General features: G+C 60.6%; 27 protein-coding genes. 11 read left to right on the top strand and 16 right to left on the bottom strand.

Annotated elements, in window-relative coordinates; genetic code table 11:
* Positions 1 to 62: 62 nt before the first annotated feature.
* Positions 63 to 1,070 (top strand): isocitrate dehydrogenase, encoded by a 1,008-nt coding sequence (locus tag AB5Y70_RS13715; protein ID WP_010673380.1) that lies wholly within the window; start codon positions 63 to 65, stop codon positions 1,068 to 1,070.
* Between the two features lie 120 nt (positions 1,071 to 1,190).
* Complete coding sequence (locus AB5Y70_RS13710) at positions 1,191 to 1,634, top strand: hypothetical protein (protein WP_041211281.1); 444 nt, start codon at positions 1,191 to 1,193, stop codon at positions 1,632 to 1,634.
* Positions 1,635 to 1,700: 66 nt separating this feature from the next.
* Here AB5Y70_RS13710 and rlmM read toward each other — a convergent pair whose 3' ends face one another.
* From rlmM to dinB, 6 genes are all read right to left on the bottom strand, one after another.
* A complete protein-coding gene (rlmM, locus tag AB5Y70_RS13705; protein WP_041211280.1) occupies positions 1,701 to 2,795 on the bottom strand; it encodes a 23S rRNA (cytidine(2498)-2'-O)-methyltransferase RlmM in 1,095 nt (364 codons plus the stop codon).
* Positions 2,788 to 3,174: a DUF423 domain-containing protein gene (locus AB5Y70_RS13700; protein ID WP_124813279.1), complete on the bottom strand. Its 387-nt coding sequence runs from the start codon at positions 3,172 to 3,174 to the stop codon at positions 2,788 to 2,790. Before AB5Y70_RS13700 ends, rlmM begins: the two co-directional genes overlap by 8 nt.
* A gap of 43 nt (positions 3,175 to 3,217) precedes the next feature.
* Positions 3,218 to 3,853, bottom strand: coding sequence for an alpha/beta fold hydrolase (locus tag AB5Y70_RS13695; protein WP_279988932.1), 636 nt, complete (start codon positions 3,851 to 3,853; stop codon positions 3,218 to 3,220).
* Between the two features lie 12 nt (positions 3,854 to 3,865).
* Entirely contained in the window at positions 3,866 to 4,786 is a 921-nt protein-coding gene (locus tag AB5Y70_RS13690; RefSeq protein ID WP_029313926.1) for a transcriptional regulator GcvA, read from the bottom strand.
* Positions 4,787 to 5,072: 286 nt separating this feature from the next.
* Complete coding sequence (locus tag AB5Y70_RS13685; RefSeq protein WP_042015878.1) at positions 5,073 to 7,208, bottom strand: methyl-accepting chemotaxis protein; 2,136 nt, start codon at positions 7,206 to 7,208, stop codon at positions 5,073 to 5,075.
* A gap of 67 nt (positions 7,209 to 7,275) precedes the next feature.
* A complete protein-coding gene (gene dinB / locus AB5Y70_RS13680) occupies positions 7,276 to 8,328 on the bottom strand; it encodes a DNA polymerase IV (protein WP_103858145.1) in 1,053 nt (350 codons plus the stop codon).
* 192 nt (positions 8,329 to 8,520) lie between these two features.
* Between dinB and AB5Y70_RS13675 the strand changes: the two genes are divergently transcribed.
* The gene (locus AB5Y70_RS13675; protein WP_128343629.1) at positions 8,521 to 8,733 is read left to right on the top strand and encodes a hypothetical protein; all 213 of its coding nucleotides are present in this window, start codon (positions 8,521 to 8,523) and stop codon (positions 8,731 to 8,733) included.
* A gap of 80 nt (positions 8,734 to 8,813) precedes the next feature.
* Here the strand turns inward: AB5Y70_RS13675 and nqrM are convergent, their stop codons facing one another.
* The 9 genes from nqrM to AB5Y70_RS13630 all read right to left on the bottom strand — a co-directional run bounded on the left by nqrM (position 8,814) and on the right by AB5Y70_RS13630 (position 16,645).
* A complete protein-coding gene (gene nqrM, locus AB5Y70_RS13670; protein ID WP_010673371.1) occupies positions 8,814 to 9,038 on the bottom strand; it encodes a (Na+)-NQR maturation NqrM in 225 nt (74 codons plus the stop codon).
* 11 nt (positions 9,039 to 9,049) lie between these two features.
* The gene (locus tag AB5Y70_RS13665; protein WP_029313924.1) at positions 9,050 to 10,087 is read right to left on the bottom strand and encodes an FAD:protein FMN transferase; all 1,038 of its coding nucleotides are present in this window, start codon (positions 10,085 to 10,087) and stop codon (positions 9,050 to 9,052) included.
* A 3-nt stretch (positions 10,088 to 10,090) separates the two neighbouring features.
* Positions 10,091 to 11,314 carry an NADH:ubiquinone reductase (Na(+)-transporting) subunit F gene (nqrF, locus tag AB5Y70_RS13660; RefSeq protein ID WP_010673369.1) on the bottom strand — a complete coding sequence of 408 codons (1,224 nt, stop codon included), beginning with the start codon at positions 11,312 to 11,314 and terminating at the stop codon, positions 10,091 to 10,093.
* Positions 11,315 to 11,331: 17 nt separating this feature from the next.
* A complete protein-coding gene (nqrE, locus tag AB5Y70_RS13655; protein ID WP_005303538.1) occupies positions 11,332 to 11,928 on the bottom strand; it encodes an NADH:ubiquinone reductase (Na(+)-transporting) subunit E in 597 nt (198 codons plus the stop codon).
* A gap of 3 nt (positions 11,929 to 11,931) precedes the next feature.
* A complete protein-coding gene (locus tag AB5Y70_RS13650; protein WP_005303545.1) occupies positions 11,932 to 12,564 on the bottom strand; it encodes an NADH:ubiquinone reductase (Na(+)-transporting) subunit D in 633 nt (210 codons plus the stop codon).
* Positions 12,557 to 13,345 (bottom strand): Na(+)-translocating NADH-quinone reductase subunit C, encoded by a 789-nt coding sequence (locus tag AB5Y70_RS13645; RefSeq protein ID WP_029313922.1) that lies wholly within the window; start codon positions 13,343 to 13,345, stop codon positions 12,557 to 12,559. Before AB5Y70_RS13645 ends, AB5Y70_RS13650 begins: the two co-directional genes overlap by 8 nt.
* Positions 13,335 to 14,564: an NADH:ubiquinone reductase (Na(+)-transporting) subunit B gene (locus tag AB5Y70_RS13640; RefSeq protein ID WP_010673367.1), complete on the bottom strand. Its 1,230-nt coding sequence runs from the start codon at positions 14,562 to 14,564 to the stop codon at positions 13,335 to 13,337. Before AB5Y70_RS13640 ends, AB5Y70_RS13645 begins: the two co-directional genes overlap by 11 nt.
* 3 nt (positions 14,565 to 14,567) lie before the next feature.
* Positions 14,568 to 15,911: a Na(+)-translocating NADH-quinone reductase subunit A gene (locus AB5Y70_RS13635; RefSeq protein WP_029313920.1), complete on the bottom strand. Its 1,344-nt coding sequence runs from the start codon at positions 15,909 to 15,911 to the stop codon at positions 14,568 to 14,570.
* A 419-nt stretch (positions 15,912 to 16,330) separates the two neighbouring features.
* Positions 16,331 to 16,645: a BolA family transcriptional regulator gene (locus AB5Y70_RS13630; RefSeq protein ID WP_279988930.1), complete on the bottom strand. Its 315-nt coding sequence runs from the start codon at positions 16,643 to 16,645 to the stop codon at positions 16,331 to 16,333.
* A 201-nt stretch (positions 16,646 to 16,846) separates the two neighbouring features.
* On the opposite strand from AB5Y70_RS13630, the gene AB5Y70_RS13625 reads away from it, so the two are divergent.
* The 6 genes from AB5Y70_RS13625 (at position 16,847) to AB5Y70_RS13600 (ending at position 22,075) form a co-directional block, all read left to right on the top strand.
* The gene (locus tag AB5Y70_RS13625) at positions 16,847 to 17,980 is read left to right on the top strand and encodes a methyltransferase (protein WP_049636261.1); all 1,134 of its coding nucleotides are present in this window, start codon (positions 16,847 to 16,849) and stop codon (positions 17,978 to 17,980) included.
* 24 nt (positions 17,981 to 18,004) lie between these two features.
* Complete coding sequence (locus AB5Y70_RS13620; RefSeq protein WP_039040711.1) at positions 18,005 to 18,577, top strand: YajG family lipoprotein; 573 nt, start codon at positions 18,005 to 18,007, stop codon at positions 18,575 to 18,577.
* Between the two features lie 14 nt (positions 18,578 to 18,591).
* Positions 18,592 to 19,143 carry a peptidylprolyl isomerase gene (locus tag AB5Y70_RS13615; RefSeq protein WP_041211273.1) on the top strand — a complete coding sequence of 184 codons (552 nt, stop codon included), beginning with the start codon at positions 18,592 to 18,594 and terminating at the stop codon, positions 19,141 to 19,143.
* Positions 19,144 to 19,257: 114 nt separating this feature from the next.
* Positions 19,258 to 19,587: a hypothetical protein gene (locus tag AB5Y70_RS13610; RefSeq protein ID WP_103260660.1), complete on the top strand. Its 330-nt coding sequence runs from the start codon at positions 19,258 to 19,260 to the stop codon at positions 19,585 to 19,587.
* Positions 19,588 to 19,774: 187 nt separating this feature from the next.
* On the top strand, positions 19,775 to 21,076 hold the full coding sequence (locus AB5Y70_RS13605; RefSeq protein WP_041215845.1) for an MFS transporter: 1,302 nt from the start codon (positions 19,775 to 19,777) through the stop codon (positions 21,074 to 21,076).
* A 156-nt stretch (positions 21,077 to 21,232) separates the two neighbouring features.
* Positions 21,233 to 22,075 (top strand): outer membrane protein OmpK, encoded by an 843-nt coding sequence (locus tag AB5Y70_RS13600; protein ID WP_041211271.1) that lies wholly within the window; start codon positions 21,233 to 21,235, stop codon positions 22,073 to 22,075.
* A 102-nt stretch (positions 22,076 to 22,177) separates the two neighbouring features.
* Here the strand turns inward: AB5Y70_RS13600 and AB5Y70_RS13595 are convergent, their stop codons facing one another.
* Positions 22,178 to 22,660, bottom strand: coding sequence for a YajQ family cyclic di-GMP-binding protein (locus tag AB5Y70_RS13595; protein WP_010673357.1), 483 nt, complete (start codon positions 22,658 to 22,660; stop codon positions 22,178 to 22,180).
* Between the two features lie 358 nt (positions 22,661 to 23,018).
* Between AB5Y70_RS13595 and AB5Y70_RS13590 the strand changes: the two genes are divergently transcribed.
* A complete protein-coding gene (locus tag AB5Y70_RS13590; protein ID WP_111896962.1) occupies positions 23,019 to 23,966 on the top strand; it encodes a ketopantoate reductase family protein in 948 nt (315 codons plus the stop codon).
* A gap of 27 nt (positions 23,967 to 23,993) precedes the next feature.
* Positions 23,994 to 24,569 (top strand): DJ-1 family glyoxalase III, encoded by a 576-nt coding sequence (locus AB5Y70_RS13585; RefSeq protein ID WP_279988926.1) that lies wholly within the window; start codon positions 23,994 to 23,996, stop codon positions 24,567 to 24,569.
* Positions 24,570 to 24,823: the final 254 nt, after the last annotated feature.

Here is a 24,823-nt window from a genome sequence, read left to right as displayed (position 1 = left end):
TGCAAAAATGGTATAAAGCCGACGAATCCTCCCCCTCTGTTCCCTAGAAGTGGATACGCCTCATGTCAAAAAGAAAGATTACCGTCATCCCGGGCGACGGCATCGGCCCCAGCATCATCGAATCCGCCATCCAGATCCTGACCCACGCGGGTTGTGACTTCGACTACGAATACGCAGATGCCGGTCTGGTAGCCCTGGAAAAACATGGCGAGCTGCTGCCCCAGGCCACCCTCGACCTGATCGAGAAGAACAAGGTCAGCCTGAAAGGCCCGCTCACCACTCCGGTCGGCGGCGGCTTCACCTCCATCAACGTCTCCCTGCGCAAGAAGTTCAATCTCTACGCCAACGTGCGCCCCGTCCTCTCCTTCAAGGGCACCAAGAGCCGTTACGACAACATCGACATCATCACGGTGCGCGAGAACACCGAAGGCATGTACTCCGGTGCCGGCCAGAAGCGCAGCGATGACAACCAGAGCGCCGAGGCGATGAGCATCATCACTCGGGAAGGGGCCGAGCGCATCGTCACCTTCGCCTTCGAGCTGGCGCGCCAGGAAGGACGCAAGAAGGTCACCATCATCCACAAGGCCAACATCCTCAAGTCCACCTCCGGCCTGTTCCTGGAAGTGGCCCGTCAGGTCGCGGCCCGCTACCCGGACATCCAGAACGAGGAGATGATCGTCGACGCCGCTTGCATGAACCTGGTGATGTACCCGGAGCGCTTCGATGTGATGGTCACCACCAACCTGTTCGGCGACATTCTCTCGGATCTCTGTGCCGGTCTGGTGGGGGGGCTGGGCATGGCGCCGGGCGCCAACATCGGTGAAGGGGCCGCCATCTTCGAAGCGGTACACGGCTCTGCGCCGGACATCGCCGGCAAGAACATCGCCAACCCCACCTCGGTGATCCTCGCCTCCATCCAGATGCTGGAATATCTCGGCATGCAGGACAAGGCGGAGCGCATTCGCGAGGCCGTGCGGGCGACCATCGAGTCCGGTGATCGGGTGACCCGTGACCTGGGGGGCACAGCGTCCACCAGCGAATTCACCCAGGCCATCATCGACCGTCTATAAATAGAGTCCAACCATATGATTTTAAAAGGGAGCTTCGGCTCCCTTTGTTTTATGCCAACGCCTCCCTACCTCCCTCGCCAGATGAATACTATGTTGATATGAGGGATAAGGAGATCCACCATGCGTGCTACTTTCATCTTGCTGATTGTCAGCAGCAGTGCCACGGCATTAGACAGGCCAGTCGACAATGCCTGGTTGACGCCGCCTCCCCAGCACGAGGCGCCAGCCAAGCAGACCTGGCAATCCACCCTGGATACCAACGATCTGCTCAAACAGCCCAAGCCGCTCTCTCTGGGGGTGGATATCACCACCGACAGCAACGGTAATCGGCAGGTCACCCCCTATCAGAAGCTGAACCTCACGGCAGAGAAGAGCGTCAGCCTCTCCTTCGAAAAGCAAAAGCCCAGGATCAAGTTCAACGCTGGCGGCATCAACACCTCGGTCAAGCTTCGCGGGGATGGCGTCAAGATGCAGTTCAACCCCAGTGACAAGACCATTCCCCTGCAAATTGAGCTGAAGATCACCGACGACGAGTCCATGATGCGTCTGGACTACCGCTTCTGATGACCCAGACACAAAAAAACCGGACGTCACCGTCCGGTTTTTTCATGCCCTGTTCCCGATGCTGCTTCAGGACTTGGGTGCCAGCTTGGAGACCCAGAACTTGTTGTAGACATGCACCGTGATCTCTTCGCGATCGTGATAGAGCTGTTTGGCCTGAATGATGAAGCCGCTGTCGATCTCCGCCAGCAGTCCGCGCAGCACCTCGATGTTGTGCACCGCCTCGGCGTAGCGCTTCTTCATCGGCAGCTTGAGGTTGAACATGGCTTCCTGACAGTCGTTCTCCCTGAACCAGTCGGCCACCATGTGGGTCACTCGCGCCGGTTTGTCCACCATGTCGCACACCAGCCAGTAGGTATTCTTCTTGCTCGGCCGCCACACGAAACCATCGTCACGGATGTGCTTCACCTGACCTGTGTCCATCAGGGATTGGGCCATCATGCCGTTGTCCACCGCCGTCACCATCATGCCGCGACGCACCAGCTGATAGGTCCAGCCACCCGGGCAGGCGCCGAGATCCACAGCCTTCAGGCCGGAGCACAGGCGCAAGTCCCACTCTTCCTTCGGCACGAAGACGTAGAACGCCTCTTCCAGCTTGAGGCTGGAGCGGCTCGGGGCATCGGCCGGGAAGCGCAGGCGCGGGATCCCCATGTGGAAGGCGGAGTTGTTGAAGGAGTAGGAGTACCCCAGCATCAGGTGGTCATTGGCCAGGAAGAAGGCGTGGAACACGGGACGGTTCGGGGTCTCCTTCTTGGTCAGGATCTCGTTGCTGCGCAGCGCCTGGCGAAGCGGCACGGTGAACTTGCGGCAGAAGGCGGAGAGCTCCTTCGCCTCGTTGGTGTCGGCCGTCTCCACCCGCAGATCCCCGCAGATGGCGTAGCCACTCGCCGCCTCCAGGATGGGAGAGACCCGATCGCTTATTTCCAGATCTTTCAGCTCGTGGGTCACCACCAGCATCTGGCGAATGAAGATGAGCTCGCGGAACGGCAGCTTGCGCGCCAGCAGATCGGCCTGCTCCTCGTCATACAACTCGAAGATCACATAGCCGCTGTCGTCCTTGACCCGGGCAAAGCCGTAGCACTGCATGTTGCCGGCACGCTCGGTGATCTCTGCCGCCGCCTCTTTCTCAAAACCCGGGCGGCAATAAAGCAGCAGATTATTCATTCTTTCCTCCAAGACGACAGCCGGCCCACATCAGAGCCGCCCATCCCAACATAAAACAGAGGCCACCGGCCGGGGTGATGAGCCCCAGCCCCTTGCTGCCAAGCAGCACCATGGCGTAAATACTGCCGGAGAATCCCAGGATCCCCAGCACAAAGACGGCGCCCGCGAAGGTGATCACCTTGCCGCGCACACCGCACAACCCCAGCACCAGCAGGGCCAGGGCGTGGAAAAACTGGTATTGCACGGCGGTGTTGAACGCCGCCAGCAACGAGGGGACGATGCCGGTCGCCGCCAGCCCATGAGCGCCGTAGGCCCCGAGCATGGTGGCCGTCAGGCCGAAGAAGCCCGCCAGCACCAGCCAATGTCGTTGGATCTGCATCTTCTCTCCTTGCACGCTTCTTCTCTCGACCCGCTCGAGATGGTCAGGAGCGGCCCACCGCCGCGATAAAATCCTTGATCCGCTCCGCAGCCAGTCGCAGGTTCTCCTGCTCGCTCATGCCGCTCGCCTTTCTCGGTTTGAAACCATGATCCCCGTCGGTCAGCCAGTGGACCGATACGGCGGGTGAGAAGGGGAAATCGGCCAGCTCGGCGCGGGAACCGAAGGTATCGCGCTCCCCCTGCAGCAGCAGCGTGGGCGTCGTGATCAGCTTGAGCACCTCGCCCCGCCATGCGTCGGGCTTGGCCGGGGGGTGGAAAGGATACCCGAGAACGATCAATCCTGCAGCATCCATCTCGTCGCCCCCCTCGCAAAACAGCTCGGCCGCAATCCTTCCCCCCATGGACTTGCCCGCCAGAAACAGCCGGGGATGGGCAAACTGGCGCACCATCTCGCGCCAGTGAGCCAGCAGCACGGGTTGTCTGTCCGGCGGCCTGCGTTTGCCGTCCTGAGCCCGTTTGGTCATATAGGGGAAGTTGAAGCGCACCACCTCGATCTCCGGCCCCGCCAACAGTCGCGACAACTCGGCCAGGAAGCTGTGCTCCATGCCCGCCCCCGCGCCGTGGGCCAGCAGAATGCGAACGGGGGCGTCACTCGCCCCCTCTCTTGTCAGGTCAGTCACCAGGTCAACTCCTCAGGCATCGGCAAGGCGGGCACGCCTGCGGGCCTCTTCCTGCTCCACCAGTTCCAGCATCCAGTCACGGAAGGCCACTATCTTGCCCTGATCGGACTGCTGCTCCTGACACACCAGATAGAAAGCGTTCTTGCTCACCAGCACCTGTTCGAACGGGCAGATGAGACGACCCGCCTCTATCTCCGGCTGGGCCAGCACGCTGTGGCCGAGCGCCACCCCCTGACCGTGGATCGCCGCCTGGATCACCATGGTGGAGTGGCTGAAGATGGGCCCCTGATTGACATTGGGGGCGTCGATGTCGAGCTGGCGGAACCAGGCCTTCCAGTCGCGCCGGGAGGTGTCGTGCAGCAGGGTGTGACGGGTCAGATCGTCCGGGGTGCGCAGGGGCTTGGGGCCGGTCAGCAACAGGGGCGAGCAGACCGGGATCAGGTACTCGGTGTGCAGTTTGTCCGAACGAAGACCCGGCCAGTTGCCGCGGCCGTAGTAGATGGCCACGTCCACATCGTCGGTCAGCGACCCCTCGTCCATGTCCACCGCCTTGATCCGCACATCGATGTCCGGGTGGCGTTCGCTGAACTTGACCAGGCGGGGCACCAGCCACTGGATGGCGAAGCTCGGCTGCAGGGAGACGGTGAGCGCCCCCTTGGCGCTGCGGGCCAGCAGCTTGTCGGTCGCCTCGGAGATGGAGGCGAAGATGTCCTTGATGTCGAGGAAGTAGCTCTGCCCCTCCTCGGTCAGTAGCAGGGAGCGATTCTTGCGGCGAAACAGCTTGATGCCGAGATACTCCTCCAGCGCCTTGATCTGGTGGCTGATGGCGGCCTGGGTCACGAACAGCTCTTCTGCTGCGCGGGTAAAGCTCAAGTGACGAGCCGCGGCTTCAAACGCTTTCAGTGCATTGAGCGGAGGTAAACGACGAGACATGGAATCGGCCGACGATGAATTTTTCTAATGAGGCGCATTATAAATTGTCGGTTGCGGGTCGACCAGTGAATAAACATAATTCGCCACGCAATTCGTTGTCATATGGCTCACACCTTCTCTTCCATGTTGGTTTACATGTGGTTTTTGTGAGTGAGTCGACAGTGATTGTGGTGTTGTGTTTCTTCCTCTGCGGGAAGAAGGGCTAAATCAGGTCGATTTAACCCAGTCTGTCATCTGAATGTGTTTGGCGCCTCCGGTTGGATGGCGCCTTTTTTCTTATCCTCCCCTACACCCGGAACTGGCCCACCAGTTGCTGCTGCTTGTCCGCCAGTTGCGACAGCTCGCGCCCGTTGTCGGCGGAGGTCGCCGCTTCCGCCCGAATGGTATGGCTCACATCGCGAATGTTGCTGACGTTGCGATTGATCTCGTCCGCCACTCCGCTCTGCTCCTGCGCGGCCCTCGCGATCTGCTCGTTCATCTGGTGGATGGTGCCGACCGCCTGGATGATCTGCTCCAGCACGCTGACCGACTGCTCCACCTTGGTGAGGGTCAGATCCGCCTGGTGATGACCGGTCAGGATCGCCTTCACCACCGCCTCCGTCCCCGACTGCAACTGGCCGATGAGGTTCTGGATCTCGACGATGGCGTTCTGGGTTCGGCCCGCCAGGTTGCGCACCTCGTCGGCGACCACCGCAAAACCGCGCCCCTGCTCACCGGCTCGGGCCGCCTCGATGGCCGCGTTCAAGGCCAGCAGGTTGGTCTGCTCGGCAATCCCCTGGATCACCACCAGGATGTCGTTGATGTTGTCGCTGTTGGCGGAGAGGTGTTCCACCACTGGTTTGGCGTCGCTTATCACCGTCATCAGTCTGGACATGGCCTCCTGGGTCTGCGCCACCACGGACTTGCCCTCCTGGGCCGCCGTGTCGGCCTCATCGGCCGCCGCCACCGCCGCATTGGCATTGCCGGCGACCTGCAGGGCGGTAGCGCTCAACTCTTCAAACGCGGTCGCCACCAGATCCACCTCCTGATACTGGGACTGCATGCCGGCGCTGGTACGGGCTGCCCCTTGCGCCGCCAGGGCCGCACTGGCCCGGGTGCCCGCAACGGTGTCGATCACCTGGCTGATGGTGGATTGCAGCTTGTCCAGGAAGTTGTTGAACCACTTGGCCAGCTCGCCTATCTCGTCATCCCTGCGCAGATCGATGCGCTGGGTGAGATCCCCCTCCCCGCTGGCGATGTCCTTGAGGCGTGCCACCACGGCGCGGATGGGCGCCACGATGCGCTGGGCCATCAGCCAGATGCAGAGCAGAGCGAGCGCCGAAATCCCGCCACCTATCGTGAGCTGGGTGGCCACGCTGCGCTGGGCCTGATCCTCAAGCTCCCCTTGCAGTTGCAGGGCAGAGGCGAGCACCACGGCGCGGGGCAGCTCGATATAGATGCCCCACTTGCGATCCGTACCGCGCATGCTGACCGGCACGAAGGTCTGCAACAGTGCGCCATCCGGGCTCCAGCGCGTCACCACATCTCCCTTGGTCAGCCACCCCTTGAGATCCTGCGCCAGCCCTTGCTGCTCCAGCAGATTGCCAAGGGCGACCGGGAACCCTTCCACGCCGGCCACCCGCCCTTCACTGCTGAGCAGGAGCACCTTGCCCTGCCCCTTGTAGAGGGTCCGGCCCATCTCTTCCACCAGGCTCTGCAGGGTCCCCAGGGAGATGTCAACCCCCACCATGCCAAGCAGGGAACCCTGGTCCAGCAACGGCACGGTCACCGAGGTCATCAACACCTGCTGGGTCCCCACCTCGTCCACATAGGGTTCGAGCAGACAGAGCGCCTTGCTGCGGATGCTGCAACTGTACCAGTCGTTCTCAAGGCCGCCGTGTCCGGAGGGCTTGTCGTTGGCCAGCATCGCCTCGTCCATCACCTCCAGGTTGACCTTGCCGTCGACCCTGGCCCAATAGCTGGAAAAACGCCCCTTGTCGTTGGCGCCGAGCGCCGTCGACCCCTGATAGTTGTCATCCTCCCCGTCGAGCTGGTTGGGTTCGAATACCGCATAGACACCGAGCAGGTTCGCTGACGACTCAGCCGCATCCTGCAACTGCTGGTTGACGGCATTGCGCAGCGCCTCGGAGTGAACGAAGTTGTCGGCCGCGTTCTTGCGCTGGAACAAGATACCCTCGGCAAGCAGGGTAGCCCTGAAGTAAGCCTCATCGAGGTAGCTGGTCACCCGGGCTGCCTGGGTCGCTCCCATGGCCTGCATCCAGTTTTCTGCCGCGTGCTGCCCCTCCAGGGTGGTGGAGGTGAGCACCTGCTCCTGCATGCGGGCCGCGTTGAAAAGAGAAGAAGCCACCAGCGCGACGGCACTGGCCAGCAGACAGCAACCGGCGATCAGGGTGATCCGTCCCTGAACAGAAAGAGAACTCATGCCACTATTTCCTAACGTCTACAGATGTGAACACTGTATCGGTTTTGGATACAAAAACTTAACTAAATCAGCAGAAATCCAGGCTTAATTGATTGATTTCACCCGCTCCGGGTAAACCAACGACCAGACCGAGCAGGCGAATGGGCTTTCCTTGAGCCCGTTGCAGTCCCTCGTGCAGCAGATCGTGGAAACGTGCCGCCTGATAACTCCCCTTGCGATAGACGGTGGTCTGGTGAAAATCGGCAAACTTCAGCTTGATCCCCTGCCCCATCAGCATCTCCGCAGGGCAGGCCTTGGCAAAACGCTGCTCCAGCTCAGGAATGAGCCGGCTGAGCACCTGCCAGCAGGCGTCCTCGTCCAGCACGTCGCTGGCGAGCGTCGTCTCCACACCGATGCTCTTGCGCACCCGCCTGGCCTGCACCGGCTGATCGTCATGCCCCCAGATGCGGCCGGCCAGCATCTCCCCGAGCTTGCCGAAACGGGCGATCAGCTCCTCGTTGCCGAGCTGACGGGCATCTTCGCACGAATACAGCCCGAGGGACTCCAGCCGCTCTGCCGTCTTGCGGCCGATGCCGGGCAACTTGCCAAGAGGGAGCTGACGCACGAACTCGTCCACCTCCTGGGGGCGGATGACGAACAGGCCGTCAGGCTTGCGCTGCTCCGAGGCGAGCTTGGCCAGAAACTTGTTCGGCGCCACACCGGCCGAGGCAGTCAGCCCAAGCTCGGCGCTGATGGCGGCGCGGATCTCCGCCGCCATCAGGGTGGCGCTGCCACCGCAGCGGGGACTCTGGGTCACGTCGAGATAGGCTTCATCGAGGGAGAGCGGCTCCACCTGCTCGGTGTAGCGCAGGAAGATGGCGCGCAACTGGCGCGAAGTTTCTTTGTAGACGGCCATCCGCCCGGGGATCAGCACCAATGGCGGACAGAGCTTTCTGGCCAGGGCGCTCGGCATGGCGGAGCGCACCCCGAAGCGGCGCGCCACGTAGTTGCAGGTGGAGATGACCCCGCGTCGGTCGGCGGCGCCACCAATGGCGAGCGGCACCTCCCTGAGGGCCGGGTTGTCCCGCATCTCCACCGCGGCGAAGAAGCAGTCCATGTCGATGTGAATGATCTTGCGCATGGCCGTGTCTGTTGCTGTGTCGGTGCCGGTCACGTGGCCACCAGGGGCACGGCCTGCCGACGACACCACTGTATAGATAACCAGTCGATTGAATCATGCTACCCCACCCCTGTCATTTCTACCAGTCTGCGCGCGGGCGCGGCGGCATAGACTCTCAAGGCCACATCCACACGAGACTCAAGGAGGAGAAGCATGAGCATCATCCGGGCGGGGCTCTGCCTGCTGCTGTTGCCGCTAGCGACCATGGCCAAGGATCACCCGACAGCCGAATGCAGCTGGCTGTACAAGCGCATCGAGATACTGGAAACCGCCATCAGGCAGGGGGATGAACTGGGCACCAGGGAAGAGCTGGCAAAGCGAAAGAAAGAGTTCAAAGCAAAGTCGTGCAGCCAATATGACTACTGACCCCATGCCACATAAAAAACGAGCCGACCCAGGGGTCGGCTCGTTTCGTTGCAAGGCTGCCTTCAGAGCGATATCCGCCGTTAGATGATGCGGTTGTCCACCAGCATCTTGCGACGGGCCTCTTCTTTGGCCATCTTCTTCTTGCGGTTGTCGCAAGGCTCGGGGCAGTCGCACTCCTTCTCGATCCCGATGGAACCCAGGCCGCCACAGGAGCCGGAGATGGACTTGCGCTGGAAAATGTAGCCGATGGCCATGGCCACCACGACCATCAGAAACACCCCGAAGGTGATCAGAAAGATCTGCATGTAGTTACCCCTTACTTCTTGACCAGATATGGTTTGAAGGCATCCGAATAGGCCTCTTCGAACCCGTCATCCGTCTTGGTGATGGTGAAGATGGCCAGCCCCCGTTCCTTGGCATAGGCCAGGCTCTTCTCCGGCCCCATGACCATGAACACGGTCGCCAACCCGTCTGCAGTCATGCAGGAGGGGTGGATGACGGTCACCGACACCAGGCGGTGCTGGATGGGCTTGCCCGTCAGCGGATCCATGGTGTGGGAGAAGCGCTTGCCGTCCAGCTCGTAATAGTTGCGGTACTCGCCCGAGGTGGCCACCCCGTTGTCACCGGGCAGGATCACCTCCTGTACTGAACCGGCATTGACGGTCGGCTTCTCGATGGCGACACGCCAGGGATGCCCCTTGCCGTTGACACCGTTGATGCGCAGCTCGCCGCCGATCTCAACCAGATAGTTGCGTGCCCCCTGGGACTCCAGGTACTCGGCCACCTTGTCCACGCCAAACCCCTTGGCAATGGCGGAGAGATCCACGTAGAGGTCCGGGATGTCCTTTTGCAGGGTATCGGCATCGGCAGAGGTTATCACATGCAGATTGCCAAGGCCCGTCTTCTGCCGGGTCTGGGCGATCAGCTCGTCGGACGGCACCTTGGTCGGTCTGGCATCCGGCCCAAAGCCCCACAGATTGACCAGAGGACCGACGGTGACGTCCAGCGCCCCGCGGCTCTCGCGGCCAATGTGAATGGCCTCGGTCACCACCCGCGCGGTATCGCGGGAAACCACCACAGGGGTATTGCTCTTGTGCTGGTTGAAGCGTGACAGCTCGGAATCCGGGCGATAGGTCGACATCTGATCGTTGACCCGCTCCAGCAAGACGTCGACCTCGGCTTGCAGCCTGGCGGCATCCTGAACAGCGCTATCTGCCACCTTGATGGAGTAGTAGGTACCCATGGTGCTGCCGGTGATGTGGATCTCCGGCTTCGATTGGACCGTTTCCTGACCGCACCCAGTCAAGAAAAAGGCTAGCCCGAAGGCTAGCCAGGTCTTTACAACGCTGTGCATGGATTAACCACCGAAGTCATCCAGCAGGATGTTCTCGTCTTCAACACCGAGGTTTTTCAGCATGTTGATGACGGCGGCGTTCATCACGGGAGGCCCGCACATGTAGAACTCGCAATCCTCAGGCGCCTCGTGGTTCTTGAGGTAGTTCTCGAACAACACGTTGTGGATGAAGCCGGTGTAGCCATCCCAGTTGTCTTCCGGTTGCGGATCGGACAGGGCGACGTGCCACTGGAAGTTGTCGTTCTCGGCCTGCAGCATGTCGAAGTCTTCGACATAGAACATCTCGCGCTTGGAACGGGCACCGTACCAGAAGCTCATCTTGCGCTTGGTCTTCAGACGGCGCAGCTGGTCGAAGATGTGGGAGCGCATCGGCGCCATACCCGCACCACCACCAACGAACACCATTTCGGCGTCGGTGTCCTTGGCGAAGAACTCGCCGAACGGACCGGAGATGGTCACCTTGTCACCGGCCTTCAGGCTGAAGATGTAGGAAGACATCTGGCCGGGAGGGGCAGTCCAGTTGCTGGGCGGCGGGGTGGCGATCCGCACGTTCAGCATGATGATGCCGAACTCTTCCGGATAGTTCGCCATGGAGTAGGCACGGATGATCGGCTCGTTGACCTTGGACTCCAGCTCGAAGATCTTGAAGCGATCCCAGTCGCCACGATACTCCTCGGGAATATCGAAGTTCTTGTACTGCACGTGGTGGGCAGGCGCTTCGATCTGGATATAACCACCGGCGCGGAACGGCACGCTCTCGCCATCCGGGATCTGCAGCTTGAGCTCCTTGATGAAGGTGGCCTTGTTGTCATTGGAGATGACGGTACAGTCCCACTTCTTCACGCCGAAGATCTCTTCCGGCAGCTCGATGTCCATGTCGGAACGCACGGTGACCTGGCAGGCCAGACGCTCGCCATGACGGGCTTCGCCCTTGCTGATGTGATCCAGCTCGGTCGGCAGGATGTCGCCGCCGCCGGATTTCACACGCACCTTGCACTGACCACAGGAGCCACCGCCGCCACAGGCGGAGGAGACGAAGATACCACTGCCGGCGAGCACGCCAAGCAGCTTGCCACCCGCCGGGCTGGTCACAGCCTTGGCCGGGTCGCCGTTGATGCTGATTGTCACGTCACCGGCGGTCACCAGCTTGGACTTGGCGAACAGAATGACTGCCACCAAGGCCAGCAGGATCACGGTGAACATGACCACACCCAGAATAATTTCCATCTATATTTCCTTTCCGATTACAGGGAAATACCAGAGAAGGACATGAAGCCCAGCGCCATCAGACCCGCGGTGATGAAGGTGATGCCGAGGCCGCGCAGGCCTTCCGGAACATCGGAATATTTCATCTTCTCGCGGATCCCTGCCATCGCGACGATAGCCAGCATCCAGCCTGCACCCGAACCCACGCCATAGACCACGGACTCAACGAAGTTGTAGTCACGCTGCACCATGAAGGAGACGCCGCCGAAGATGGCGCAGTTCACGGTGATGAGCGGCAGGAAGATACCGAGGGCGTTGTAGAGGGCCGGGAAATACTTGTCCAGCGCCATCTCCAGGATCTGCACCAGGGCCGCGATCACCCCGATGAAGGTGATGAAGCTCAGGAAGCTCAGATCCAGACCGGATACCAGGGCACCGTCTTTGAGCACGTAGTTGTAGATCAGGTTGTTGGCCGGGACGGCCACGGTCTGAACCACGATAACGGCAATCCCCAGACCCATGGCGGTCTTGACCTTCTTGGACACCGCCAGGAAGGTACACATCCCCAGGAAGAAGGAGAGCGCCAGGTTCTCGATGAAGATCGAGCGAATCAACAGACTGATATAGTGTTCCATACCTTAATCCTTCGCCTCCACCTGCTTGGGATCCTTGGTGCGCACGCCCCAGATGATCAGACCAATGATGAAGAACGCACTCGGCGGCAGCAGCAGCAGGCCGTTGGGCACATACCAGCCACCATTGTTCACCAGCGGCAGCAGCTCGATGCCGAACCAGGTGCCGGAACCCAGGATCTCGCGCACGGTGGCCACGGTCAGCAGCACGGCGCCATAACCCAGACCGTTGCCGATACCGTCCAGGAAGGAGGGCAGCGGGGCACTCTTCATGGCGTAGGCTTCGGCACGACCCATCACGATACAGTTGGTGATGATGAGGCCGACGAACACCGACAGTTGCTTGGAGATGTCATAGGCATACGCCTTGAGCACCTGGTCAACCACGATAACCAGCGAGGCAATCACCGCCATCTGGGCGATGATCCGCACGCTGTTCGGGATCTGGTTGCGGATCAGGGAGATGAACAGGTTGGAGAAGGCGGTGACCGCGGTAACGGCCAGCGTCATCACGAACGCTGTCTTCATCTGGCTGGTAACGGCCAGCGCGGAACAGACACCCAGCACCTGCAGTGCGATGGGGTTGTTGCCGAGCACAGGCGTCAACAGCAACTTTTTCATTTCGCTCTTGTCAGCCATTGTTGATTTCTCCTGCACGTACCTTGGCCAGGAAGGGACCGAAGCCCTTGGGGCCCATCCAGAAGTCGAAGGTGTGCTGTACACCATTACCGGTCAGGGTTGCACCAGACAGGCCGTCGATTTCATGCTCGGAACCAGCCGGAGCATGGCCCTTGATCACCCGCAGCGCAGGCTGGCCGTTCTGGTCGAACAGCTTCTTGCCGACGAACAGCTCGCGCCAGGCCGGGTTCTCGATCTCGCCACCCAGACCCGGGGTTTCACCGTGGTCATAGTAGGTGATGCCCTTGATGGTCTGACCGTCGGCCGCGACCGCTACGAAGGCATACATGGTGGACCACAGACCCTGGCCGTAGATCGGCAGGATGATGTTGTCGACCTTGCCTTCGGCATCTTTCGCGAAGAACACGGGAACCAGCTTGGAGATCTGACGCAGGCCGGCCTTGTCGTCGGCCGGGGCCAGACGGATGCTCTTGGCCGGATCCTTGGCGGCGACCTTGGTGTCGAAGTTGTCGGCGTCGCCGTCAACGAACTCACCGCTGGTCAGATCCACCAGACGCGCTTCAATCTTGTCGCCATAGAGCTGGGCCAGGTCACGCTTGGCCACGGCGCTGATGTCGACGCCGGCGACGGACAGGATGTTGCTTTGCTTGTCCAGTGCCTTGTTTTCCAGCTGGGCCGGACGCAGACCCACGGCAGCCACGGAGACCACGATGGAGCAGACCAGACACAGACCGGTCACTACGGCGAGGGTGCCGGTAGTAGAGTCTTTATTAAACGCCACGTGCGATCCTCCGCTTGATGTTCGCCTGCGCCACGAAATGGTCAAACAAGGGGGCAAACAGGTTGGCGAACAGAATGGCCAGCATCATGCCTTCCGGGAATGCGGGGTTCACTACCCGGATCAGCACCACCATCACGCCGATCAGGGCGCCATACCACCACTTGCCCTTGTTGGTAAAGGCAGCGGAGACGGGGTCGGTCGCCATGAAGGCCATGCCGAACGCGAAGCCACCCAGCACTAGGTGCCAGTGCCACGGCATGCTGAACATGGGGTTGGTATCGGAACCGATGACGTTGAACAGCAGGGAGGTCGCGACCATACCGACCATGACGCCGGCGATGATGCGCCAGGAGGCGATGCGCATGTAGACGATCATGGCTGCGCCGATGAGGATCATCAGGGTGGAAACTTCACCGATGGAACCGGGCAGGTTGCCAAGGAAGGCGTCCATCCAGCTGATGGCTTCACCGGTGGCACCGTTGATCAGCGCCATCTGGCCGCCCTGGGCCCACTGGCTCAGTGCGGTTGCGCCGGAGAAGCCGTCAACGGCAACCCAGACCGCATCACCGGAGATTTGACCCGGGTAGGCGAAGAACAGGAAGGCACGACCCGCCAGCGCCGGGTTCAGGAAGTTTTTGCCGGTACCACCGAACACTTCCTTGGCCAGCACCACACCGAAGGTGATACCCAGGGCAGCTTGCCACAGGGGCAGCTCGGGCGGCACGATCAGGGCGAACAGGATGGAGGTCACGAAGAAGCCTTCGTTGATCTCGTGCTTGCGCACCATGGCGAACAGCACTTCCCAGAAACCACCGACGATGAAGACGGTGATGTAGATCGGGAAGAAGTGCGCCGCACCGATCAGCATCTTGCTGCCGATGCCGGCGACGGCCGGATCCAGCGAGGCACCGAACAGGGTGGCCAGGGCGTATTGCCAGGAATCGGCACCGGCCGCGCTGCCCATGTGGGCGATGGCGGCGATGGACTGGTTGCCGACGTTGTACATGCCCCAGAACATGGCCGGGAACACGGCCAGCCACACCATGATCATCATGCGCTTCAGATCGATCGCATCACGGACGTGGGCGGCATTGCGGGTCACGGAACCCGGGGTATAAAACAGGGTGTACGCCGCTTCGAACAGGGCATAGTACTTGGCGTACTTGCCACCCGGCTCGAAGTGATGTTCCATATTTTCAAGAAGTTGCTTGAAACTCATCGCTTAACCTTCCAGTTCGATCTTGGTCAGGCACTCACGCAAGACGGGGCCGTACTCTGTCTTGCCGGGGCAGACGAAGGTACAGAGCGCCAAATCTTCCTCATCCAGCTCCAGGCAGCCGAGCGCCTGCGCGCTGTCGGTGTCACCGGAGATCAGATCCCGCAGCAGCAGGGTCGGCAGGATGTCGAGCGGCATCACACGCTCATAGTTGCCGATAGGCACCATGGAGCGATCACTACCGTTGGTGGTGGTAGTGAAGTTGATGAGTTTGCCCTTCATCAGGTGAGAGAGGGTGGTACGGGTGATGGAGAACTTGTTGGCACTGGGTTTGACCCAGCCCATGAACTCTTTCTCACGGCCTTCGCCCAGCACGCTCACCTGGTTGTGGAAGCGACCCAGGTAGTCATGGACCCCTTCGGCCTTGGCACCGCTCAGCAGGGAACCGGAGATGATGCGGTTTTCGTCCGCACGCAGCTCGTTGTTGGTCAGCTGGCTGAGGCTGGCACCCAGACGGGTACGCAGCAGACGCGGCTTGATGACGTTCGGGCCAGCCAGGGAGATCACCTTGTCGGTGAAGATCTGGCCGGTGGTGAACAGCTTGCCGTAAGCGATCACGTCCTGATAGTTGATGTGCCACTGCACCTTGTTGGCACCGACCGGATCCAGGAAGTGGATGTGGGTGCCCGGCAGACCGGCGGGATGCGGACCGACGAACACGGCTTCCTTGACCTGGGCCAAGGAGGAGTGCGGCAGGCTGGCTTCGCCCTTGCAGACGTGGACGGTACCATCGGTCAGGCGGGTCAGCACGGCCAGACCGTCGAGGAAGGCCTGGGCCTGTTCCTTGATGATCAGCTCCGCACTGGCGGCCAGCGGATTGGTGTCCATGGCGGTGACGAAGATGGCGCGCGGGGTGGAACCCACGGCCGGCACCTTGCTGAACGGGCGGGTACGCAGCGCGGTCCATTGGCCTGATGCGACCAGGATCTCCTGCACCTTGCTGCGCTCGAGCTGTGCCAGCTCGGCGGAGGCAAAATGCTCAAAGGTCACCTGCTCGTCGGACCCATCGATGTCGATGACGACGGACTGGAGAACACGCTTGGCACCACGGTTGATCTCAGAAACCACACCGGTGGCAGGGGCCGTGAATTTAACGCCGGGATTCTTCTTATCTTCGAAGAGCTCCTGACCTTTAATGACGCGATCACCTACTTTGACAAACATAGTAGGACGCATCCCCACGAACTCTTCGCCGAGTGTAGCAACACGGGTGATGGCCGGGCCATCGTAGATTACTTGCTCCGGAGCACCCAGCACGGGGATGTCCAGTCCTCTTTTAATTGTAATCATACTCACTTGCACTACCGTTAAGGGAAGACAGGTTGGTTAGCGCCGAGAAATACATCACGACGAGTTGTTGAATGAGCCCGTCAACATCGCGGAAAGCTGTCGAAGAAATAAACAAATCAGCAACATACAGGATCATTCAAAAGCGCCTGAGTTTACCACCTTAGGCGAGTTAGCCGCCACGCCAAATGGGGAAAATCCCCGCCCTATCACAAAATTAACCTTCACTGAATATTTCGCGCACGTCCTTGCAAGCCGTGGTTTTAAAGGACTTTTCGCAAAACTAACCATATAGAGGTATTTTTCAGGCATAAGGAAAAGGATTAGAAAAAATAATGCTACACCCCTCATCCCTGGCAGCACACCATTCGTGATAGCGCTGTTAATGGCCCGAGGAAGGCGCCATCAGAAGGTCCAACGGCTCACGCAAAGGGGGATTTGCTGACGCAACCCGGCGTCTTTGGCGCCTGCTCCCTGGCCTGCCACTCGGATTCGGTATAGGTATGCAGCGCCAATGCATGAATGGCTCCCGCCAGCTCGTCGGCCAGCACCCCGTTCACCTGACGATGGCGCCCCAGCAAACGCTGTCCCTCAAACGCCTGGCTCACCACGACTACCTTGAAGTGGCTTTCGGAGCCCGGTGCCACCCTGTGCATGTAGCTTTCATTGATCACTTCCAGGTGGCTCGGGGAGAGCGCGGCGGCCAGCTTGGCCTCTATCTGTTGTTGTATGCTCACGGTAAGGACTCCTCGTTGAATATCCGGCCATTGTAGCCAGGGTTGTGCGCCCGATGCATCAGGTACGAAGGATCCGCTCGCTCTCGCCGCACCGGACTGGTGAATTTCTCCGCCGCCGCTAGAATAGCGCCACTTTCACCGCTGCCGGGCAACACGGGGCAGACGGTCGCCATTCATCAATCACACGTTGGACTCTTGCCTATGCAAACCCTGCTCGACACGGCCCACTGCCGCCTGACCCTGTATCGTTACCCACGGCAGAGCCAGGACCCCCTGCAGGCCTGGGATGCGGCGGACGAGTATCTGATAAGCCACCTTGCCGAATCGCAGCAGGTACCTGACGGCCCCGTCATCATCATGAACGACGGCTTCGGCGCCCTGGCCGGCTATCTGCATGCCCACGCCCCCGTCTGCGTGACCGACTCCCACATCAGCGAGCGGGCCACCCTGGCCAATCTGGCGGAAAACGGGCTGGATCCCCACGCCATCACCCTGCAGGATGCCCTGGCCCCCCTGCCCGATGCCCCCGCCCTGGTGGTGATCAAGGTCTCCAAGTATCAGGCGCTGCTGGAGCAGCAACTGCTTGCCCTGCGCGGGGTCGTCACCCCCGCGACCCGCATCATTGCTGCCGGCAAGGCCAAGGACATCCACACCTCCACCCTCAAGCTGTTCGAAAAGTATCTGGGGGAGACCCGCACCTCGCTCGCCTGGAAGAAGGCACGCCTCATTCATTGCACCCCGGCCGCCGAGCGCCCGTCCCTGACCAGTCCCTTCCCGACCGTCTGGCCGCTGGAAGGCACCGACATGCTCATCCACAACCATGCCAACGTGTTCTCGCGCACGAGCCTGGATATCGGCGCCCGCTTCATGCTGGACAACCTGCCCATCCACAGTGCCCGCAGGGTGATCGATCTGGGATGTGGCAATGGCGTGCTCGGGCTCTCCCTGCTCGCGCGGGACAGCGAGGTGGAGGTGACCTTCATCGACGAATCCCGGATGGCGGTGGCGTCCGCACGGCTCAACGTCGAGCACAACCTGCCCGATGCCTTGCCCCGTGCCCACTTCATGGTCAACAACTGTCTCGATGACGTTCCCGTCGGGGCGGCAGACAGGATCCTCTGCAATCCCCCCTTCCATCAATTGCAGGCAATCACCGATCACATCGCCTGGCAGATGTTCAGCGATGCCCACCGGGTGTTGCCTCAGGGGGGCGAACTCTGGATAGTAGGCAACCGTCATCTGGACTATCACAACAAACTCAAGCGCCTGTTTGGCAACGCACAAGTCGTTGCGTCGAACAGCAAATTCGTTATTTTGAAAGCCATCAAACGCTAAAGATAAAGCTAAAGGAAACCCATGATGAAAAAGTCACTCTTGCTGCTGGCCGCTCTGGTATTGGGCGGTTGTGCTACTCACTGGCCCGAGAGCGCCCTGCTCAACCCGCAAGTCATCCCCTCCAACCAGCAGTACTACTCCGGCAACCGCATCACCATGGAAGGGGTGGACAAACGTGAAGCCGCCTATGTTTTCTCCATCAAGAAAAAAGAGAAGGCCCCTGTGCTGGTGAACAGCAGTCAGCCTCTCAACAGCCTGCTGGCTGAAAAACTGGCGGAAGGGCTGCGCAGCCAGGGCCTGGAAGTGGGCAACAGCGGCACCACCAACCTGACGCTGGCCATCTCCACTGCCGCCGTCACCGTGGAAGAGAAGACCTTCACCTATGTCACCAAGTCCCGCGTCAGCCTGCAGGTGATTGCCGACTTCCAGGGCAGCAAGCTGACCAAGCAGTTCAACATGTCCTCCAGCAAGGAGGGCCCGGGCGAGCCGAGCATGGCCGATCTGGAATCCACTCTGAACCAGCAGCTGGGCAGCGTGCTGCAGCAGATCATGGCCGACGAGGCGCTGCGCGGTTATCTCAAGGGTCAGCCGAGCTGAGCGAGGACATATAAATGAAGAAACTCTGGTTACTGATCACCTTGATCGCCCCCCTGGCTTTTGCCGGTCAAAAAGTCCAAATGGAGACCAACCATGGCACCATCGTCGTGGAGCTGGCCCCCAAACAGGCGCCCCAGACCGTGAAGAACTTCCTGCGCTACGTGGCAGACGGCAGCTATGACGGTAGCCTGTTCCACCGGGTGATCCAGAACTTCGTGGTACAGGGTGGGGGCTACAACCAGCAGTTCCAGCCCCTGCCGACCTTCGATCCCGTGGTCAACGAGTCCAGAGGCGGCCTGCCCAACAAGCGCGGCACCATCGCCATGGCCCGCACCCAGGCGGTCGACAGCGCCACTCGCCAGTTCTATTTCAATCTGGTGGACAACGACAACCTCAACGCCAATGCCGGCGCCGGTTACACCGTGTTCGGCCAGGTCGTGAAGGGGATGGAGGTGCTGGACAAACTGGCCCAGGTCCAGACCGGCTACAGCTCCATCCTGCGTGCCAACGACGTCCCCACCAGCCCCATCATCCTGAAGAAAGTGGTGCTGCTCGCGGACAAATAACGCGGCCCGGATCACATTCCACCGCGTCCCTGAACGGGTCACCAATCTCTTTTTCTATACTCTGCTCCCCGATGTGTGCCACGCATCGGGGAGCAGAACCAGAAGGAGGAGCCGGTGACCTGTCATGATTACATAACCCAACACGCCGGCCCGCTGGCCCAGGCGGTTCGCCATTTTCTGGCACGCAAGATTCCCTATCAGCAGCTGGAAGACTTGAGTTGGCAGCTTCTCTCCCATTGGCAGGCGCTCTGCGTGATCCCCATGGACAAAACCCCCGCCAACGCACAGGAAGGGGTGTTCTGGCATCTGCTTCACAGCCTGCACCTGTGGGATGAGCAGCACCTCCTCTGTGATGACGCGCTGCGCCTGCAACTCATGGCCTGCGCCAATTTTCTCGCCGACGAGGGCCCCTGCCCGCACCACTGCATCGGCTCGCGCCCCTGAAACCTGCCGCTCCCCCCTCGGCTTGCCTTGGCTAGGCCTGCCGAACCTGACAAAATGACCCCCTTTTCCCAGAGGAGTCAGGCAGTTGAACAATCTCCGCCCGCCCAGCCACACACCGGGCCGCGCCACCCGCTGGCGAGATGCCCTCGCCGTCTATCTGGAAGCGCGGGTACTCATCCTGTTTGCCATGGGATTCTCCTCCGGCCTGCCCTTGCTGCTGGTCTTTGGCACCCTCTCGTTCTGGCTGCGCGAGGCGGATGTCAGCCTGACCGACATCGGCTACATGAGCTGGGTAGCGCTGGCCTACGGTTTCAAGTGGCTGTGGTCGCCCCTGGTGGATCGGCTGCCCCTGCCCCTGCTGTCACGGCTGCTTGGGCGGCGACGCAGCTGGATGCTGTTCTCCCAGGTGCTGATCGCCCTCTCCCTGGTGGGGATGGCCTATTGCGATCCCAAGACCCAGCTCGCCCAGCTGGCCCTCTTCGCCCTGCTGGTGGCCTTCTCCTCTGCCACCCAGGACATCGTCATCGATGCCTATCGCATCGAATCCGCTCCCGAGCGGCTGCAGGCGGCCATGGCCGCGTCCTATATGACGGGGTATCGACTCGCCATGATCATGGCGGGAGCGGGGGCGCTGGCGCTGGCGGCCTGGCTCGGCAGCAACAGCGGCTATGACTATCGCGGCTGGCAGCTCACCTATCTGCTGATGGGAGGGCTGATGTCTCTTGGCATCCTCACCACCCTGATGAGTCACGAACCGCAGATCGATCTCAAGAGTCAGGACGAGCAGCAGATGGCGCGCAAGGCCACCCTGCTGGCACGGGGTTGGTCACCCACGCTGGCCGGGCTGGGGGCCTGGACCTACGAGGCCATCTGGTGTCCCTTCGCCGACTTCTTCCGCCGCTACGGCTCCTCGGCCCTGCTGATCCTGGGGCTTATCGCCTGCTATCGCATCTCGGACGTGGTGATGGGGGTGATGTCCAACAGCTTCTATGTGGATCTGCAGTTCAGCAAGACGGAAGTGGCCACCATCACCAAGGTCTATGGCGTCATCATGACGCTGGTGGGGGCCGCGCTCGGGGGCGTGCTGGTGATGCGCTTTGGCACCCTGCGCATCCTGTTCCTCGGCGCCGTGCTGACCGCCAGCACCAACCTGCTGTTCGCTCTCCTCAACGAAGTGGGCCACAACCTGGAGCTGCTGACTCTGATCATCTCGCTGGACAACCTCAGCGCCGGCATCGCCACGGCTGCGTTTGTGACCTATCTATCGAGTCTCACCAACGTCGCCTTCTCCGCCACCCAGTACGCCCTGTTCAGCTCCATCATGCTGTTGCTGCCCAAGTTGCTGGCGGGGTTTTCCGGTCGGGTAGTGGAGCAGATCGGCTACAGCCACTTCTTCATCGGCACCAGTCTGCTCGGTATTCCGGTGATGATCCTGATCATCATGGTTGCCAAACGAGGCAGCACCTTGTCACCACAAACGCACAAATAGCAAGCGTTTGCGCATTTTAGGGGGTGATTAGATTCACAAATCCTGACAAAGTTCCCTGGTGCTTGTTTATCCGTTGAATTTATTTGGCTAGAATCCCTCCCGCTCCTTGTGGGCAGGCTACGGAAAACCTCAACTAACGCACAAGAGACCAATAAAATGGCCAAATTTACCAAGACTCTGATCGCTGCCGGTCTACTGGCTGCCTCCGCCACTCCGGCCTTCGCTGCCGACTACAGCGGCGACATCCACAAGAACGACTACAAGTGGATGCAGTTCAACGTGATGCACACCATCGACCAACGTCCTTTCACTGCAGGTGCTGAAGATTACAACGACACCTACTTCGAAATGGAATTCGGTGGTCGCTCCGGCCTGTTTGACCTGTACGGTTACGTCGACGTCTTCGATATCTTCGACTCCCGTCACAGCGACAAGCACAAGGGTCAGAACCTGTTCATGAAGTTTGCGCCGCGTATGTCTCTGGATGCGCTGACTGGTAAAGATCTCTCCTTCGGTCCGGTGCAAGAGGTTTACATCGCCTCTCTGAACAACATCGGCGACAACCAGATGGAAAACATGATCGGTCTGGGTGCTGATGTACAAGTGCCTTGGTTCGGCAAAGTGGGCATGAACCTGTATGCTCGTCACGCCACCGAAAACCAGTTCTTCACCGAAGAAGAGGGTGAGTGGAACGGTTACTGGTTCGCCATGAACTGGTTCAAGCCTTTCTACACCTTCAGCAACGGCAGCTTCGTCTCCTATCAGGGTTACCTGGACTACGCCTTCGACTTGGACACCCACAACCGTGCTGACCGTACCAGCGACAACCTGGCTACCTTCCACGGTATCTACTGGCACTCCGACCGCTACGCCGTCGGTTACGGCCTGAAGTACTTCATGGATGCCTACGGCACCAAAGACGGTTCCACCGCCTACGACGGTACCCCGTGGAAGAGCTCTGGCTTCAGCCACTACTTCTCCGTGACCTACAAGTTCTAATCGAACTCGTCACACGGATACAAAAAACCGGAGCAGCTGCTCCGGTTTTTTTATGCCCTCATGCTGGCAGTGGGGGGAGAGCCGCGCCCTCCCCGTTCGCCATCAGTCGCGGAAGTTCTGGAACTGCATCGGCTGGCCCAGTTCGGCGCCACGCACCAAGGCCATGGTCTCTTGCAGATCGTCGCGCTTCTTGCCGGTGACCCGCACCTCGTCGCCCTGGATGGCAGCCTGCACCTTGATCTTGGAGTCCTTGATGAGCTTCACCAGCTTCTTGGCCACTTCCTTGTCGATCCCCTGCTTGAACTTCACGGTCAGGTGGAAACGTTTGCCGGAGTGGACGCTGTCACCCACATCCATGGAACTGTTCTCGATCTGGCGCTTGAGCAGGGCGCCGCGCAGGATCTCGACCATCTGCTTGAGCTGGAAATCGGCATCGGCTTCCAGCTTCACTTCTTCCTTGTTCAATTCGAAGCTGGCTTCCACACCACGAAAATCGAAACGGGTCGCCAGTTCACGGTTGGCGTTATCAACGGCGTTCAACACCTCGTTCATTTTGACTTCAGAGACAATATCGAATGACGGCATAGCCGGGCTCCTCATGCTGTACTTCAGGTTGTGCTGACAGGTGGGCAAATCTACCAGAAAACGGGCAAATTTGCTGATTTCGATGGGATTGCTCTGCTAGAATCCCCTGCGCACAGGAATGGTGAGACCCGTTAGAACCCGTTTAGGAGCGACCGCGAGAGGTCCGACACTCGGTGAAGTGCAGCCCAGACACCCGCATGTTCATGCATACATGAGGCTCCCTGGCTGCGCATGAACCTTGAGCACGACCCGGCAACCAGCTCATGCACCGGTTCCAGGTATTCACCAAGCGACATCTTCCCTTATCCCGGGTTGGCGGTTGACAGGATGGCAGCCCTTCCCATGATCGAGCCTCTTCATGCCAAGCGGATTACGCGACAACAACCTGAAAACACGCCGTCACCCTGTCTCTCCCGAGTGGACCTTGCTGGGCTGCGGCGCCCTGGGCGGCGTCTTCGCCTCCCTGTTGACCCAAAGCGGCCAAGCAACCCGCCTCCTGCTGCGCGAGCGCCATCGTGCCACCTTGCACCCCGGCGTCGACTTTACCTCCCTTGAGGGGCATACCCAGCTCCTGGCCATCGAACGCGCCTTCATCGACAAGCCGGGCAGCATCAAACGCCTGCTGGTCATGACCAAGGCGGGGCAGGTGATATCGGCCCTCACTCCCCTGGTCGGGCAACTGGCGGCAGGGGTGCCCATCGTGCTGCTGCACAACGGCATGGGGATCGCCGATCAGGTGGTCGCACTCTTCCCCGACAATCCGGTGATCGCCGGCGTCACCAGCCATGGCGCCATGCAGAGCGGCCACTTCGTGTTCCGCCACACCGGCAAGGGGGAGACCTGGCTGGGCCCTGTCAACGAAGCGGCCCGTGCCCATGCCCACCTCGCCGACGAGCTGGCCAGCGCCCTGGGTCAGGCCGGTTGGGATGAGCAGATCCTGACACGTCAGTGGCAGAAACTCGCCGTCAACTGCGCCATCAATCCCCTCACCGCGCTCTACAAGCTCAAGAACGGCGAATTGGCCGGTCCGCGTTTTGCCGATGCCCTGCAGCAAATCTGCGTGGAAGTGGCTGACGTCATGCGGGCCGAAGGTCAGCCCACCGGCAGCGAAGAGCTGCTACGCCGCGTCATGATGGTGGTGGAGCTCACCGCCGACAATTACTCTTCCATGTATCAAGACATGGAACAGGGCCGCGAGACCGAGATCGAAGCCATCACCGGCTTCCTGCTGGGCAAGGCCGCCCTTCACGGTATCGCGGTGCCGGTCAATCAGGGCCTCTATCAGGCCGTCAAAGAGAAGCACTGAGCAGAGCTGGCAAGCAAGGAGTGCAGGATGAGCGTACTGGTACTGGTGGCCCCCGGGTCGGAAGAGATAGAGACGGTTGTCATCGTCGATACCCTGGTTCGGGGTGGCATCGATGTGGTGCTGGCCTCCTGCTGCCCCACCGGAGCGCGCCAGATCCGAGCCTCTCGCGGGGTGCAACTGGTGGCGGATTGCCATCTCGACGAGCTGACCACTCGTGACTTCGATGCCATGGTCGTGCCGGGCGGTCTGCCCGGCAGCGAAGTGATCCGCGACACCCCCCTCGCCATCGACCTGCTACGGGAGCAGGCAGGCCTCGGCCGCTGGCGCGCCGCCATCTGCGCCGCACCCGCCGTGGTACTGCACCATCACGGCTTGCTGGGGAATGCGAGCACCACCTGCCATCCGGGCTTTCAGGCCCGTCTGCCCGCGACACAATTGAGCACGGCGCGGGTCGTGACCGATGAAGCCCATCGCCTGATCACCAGCCAGGGCCCGGGTACCGCCATCGAGTTCGCCCTCGAGATAGTACGGGTACTGCGAGGTGACGAGGCCGCTCACGCGGTGGCCGGCCCCATGATCCTCCCCCCTTCGGTATCGCCATAACCGCATCGGGCACTCCGATGAAAGCGACAGAGCCCCCTTGTCAGTGGCAAGGGGGCTCTGCTTTGGAGGCTCAGACGGCATGGAGATGGTCTTCATGTATGGAGATGGTATTCACCTGACAGTTGCCCACAAAAGGGAGTGGTCATACGGCTTCAAACTGGATAACAAAACGGTACCCCTACCGTGTTATCCGGAGTCACCGTATGACCACCAACGAGAAAGTAGCACGTCGCAAACTCAGCCTGCTAGAGCTC

Source organism: Aeromonas sp. s1(2024) (assembly GCF_040908005.1).
GTDB lineage: Bacteria > Pseudomonadota > Gammaproteobacteria > Enterobacterales > Aeromonadaceae > Aeromonas > Aeromonas caviae.
The sequence above is the reverse complement of the archived record's forward strand: the minus strand, read 5'-3'. Positions and strand labels throughout refer to the sequence as shown.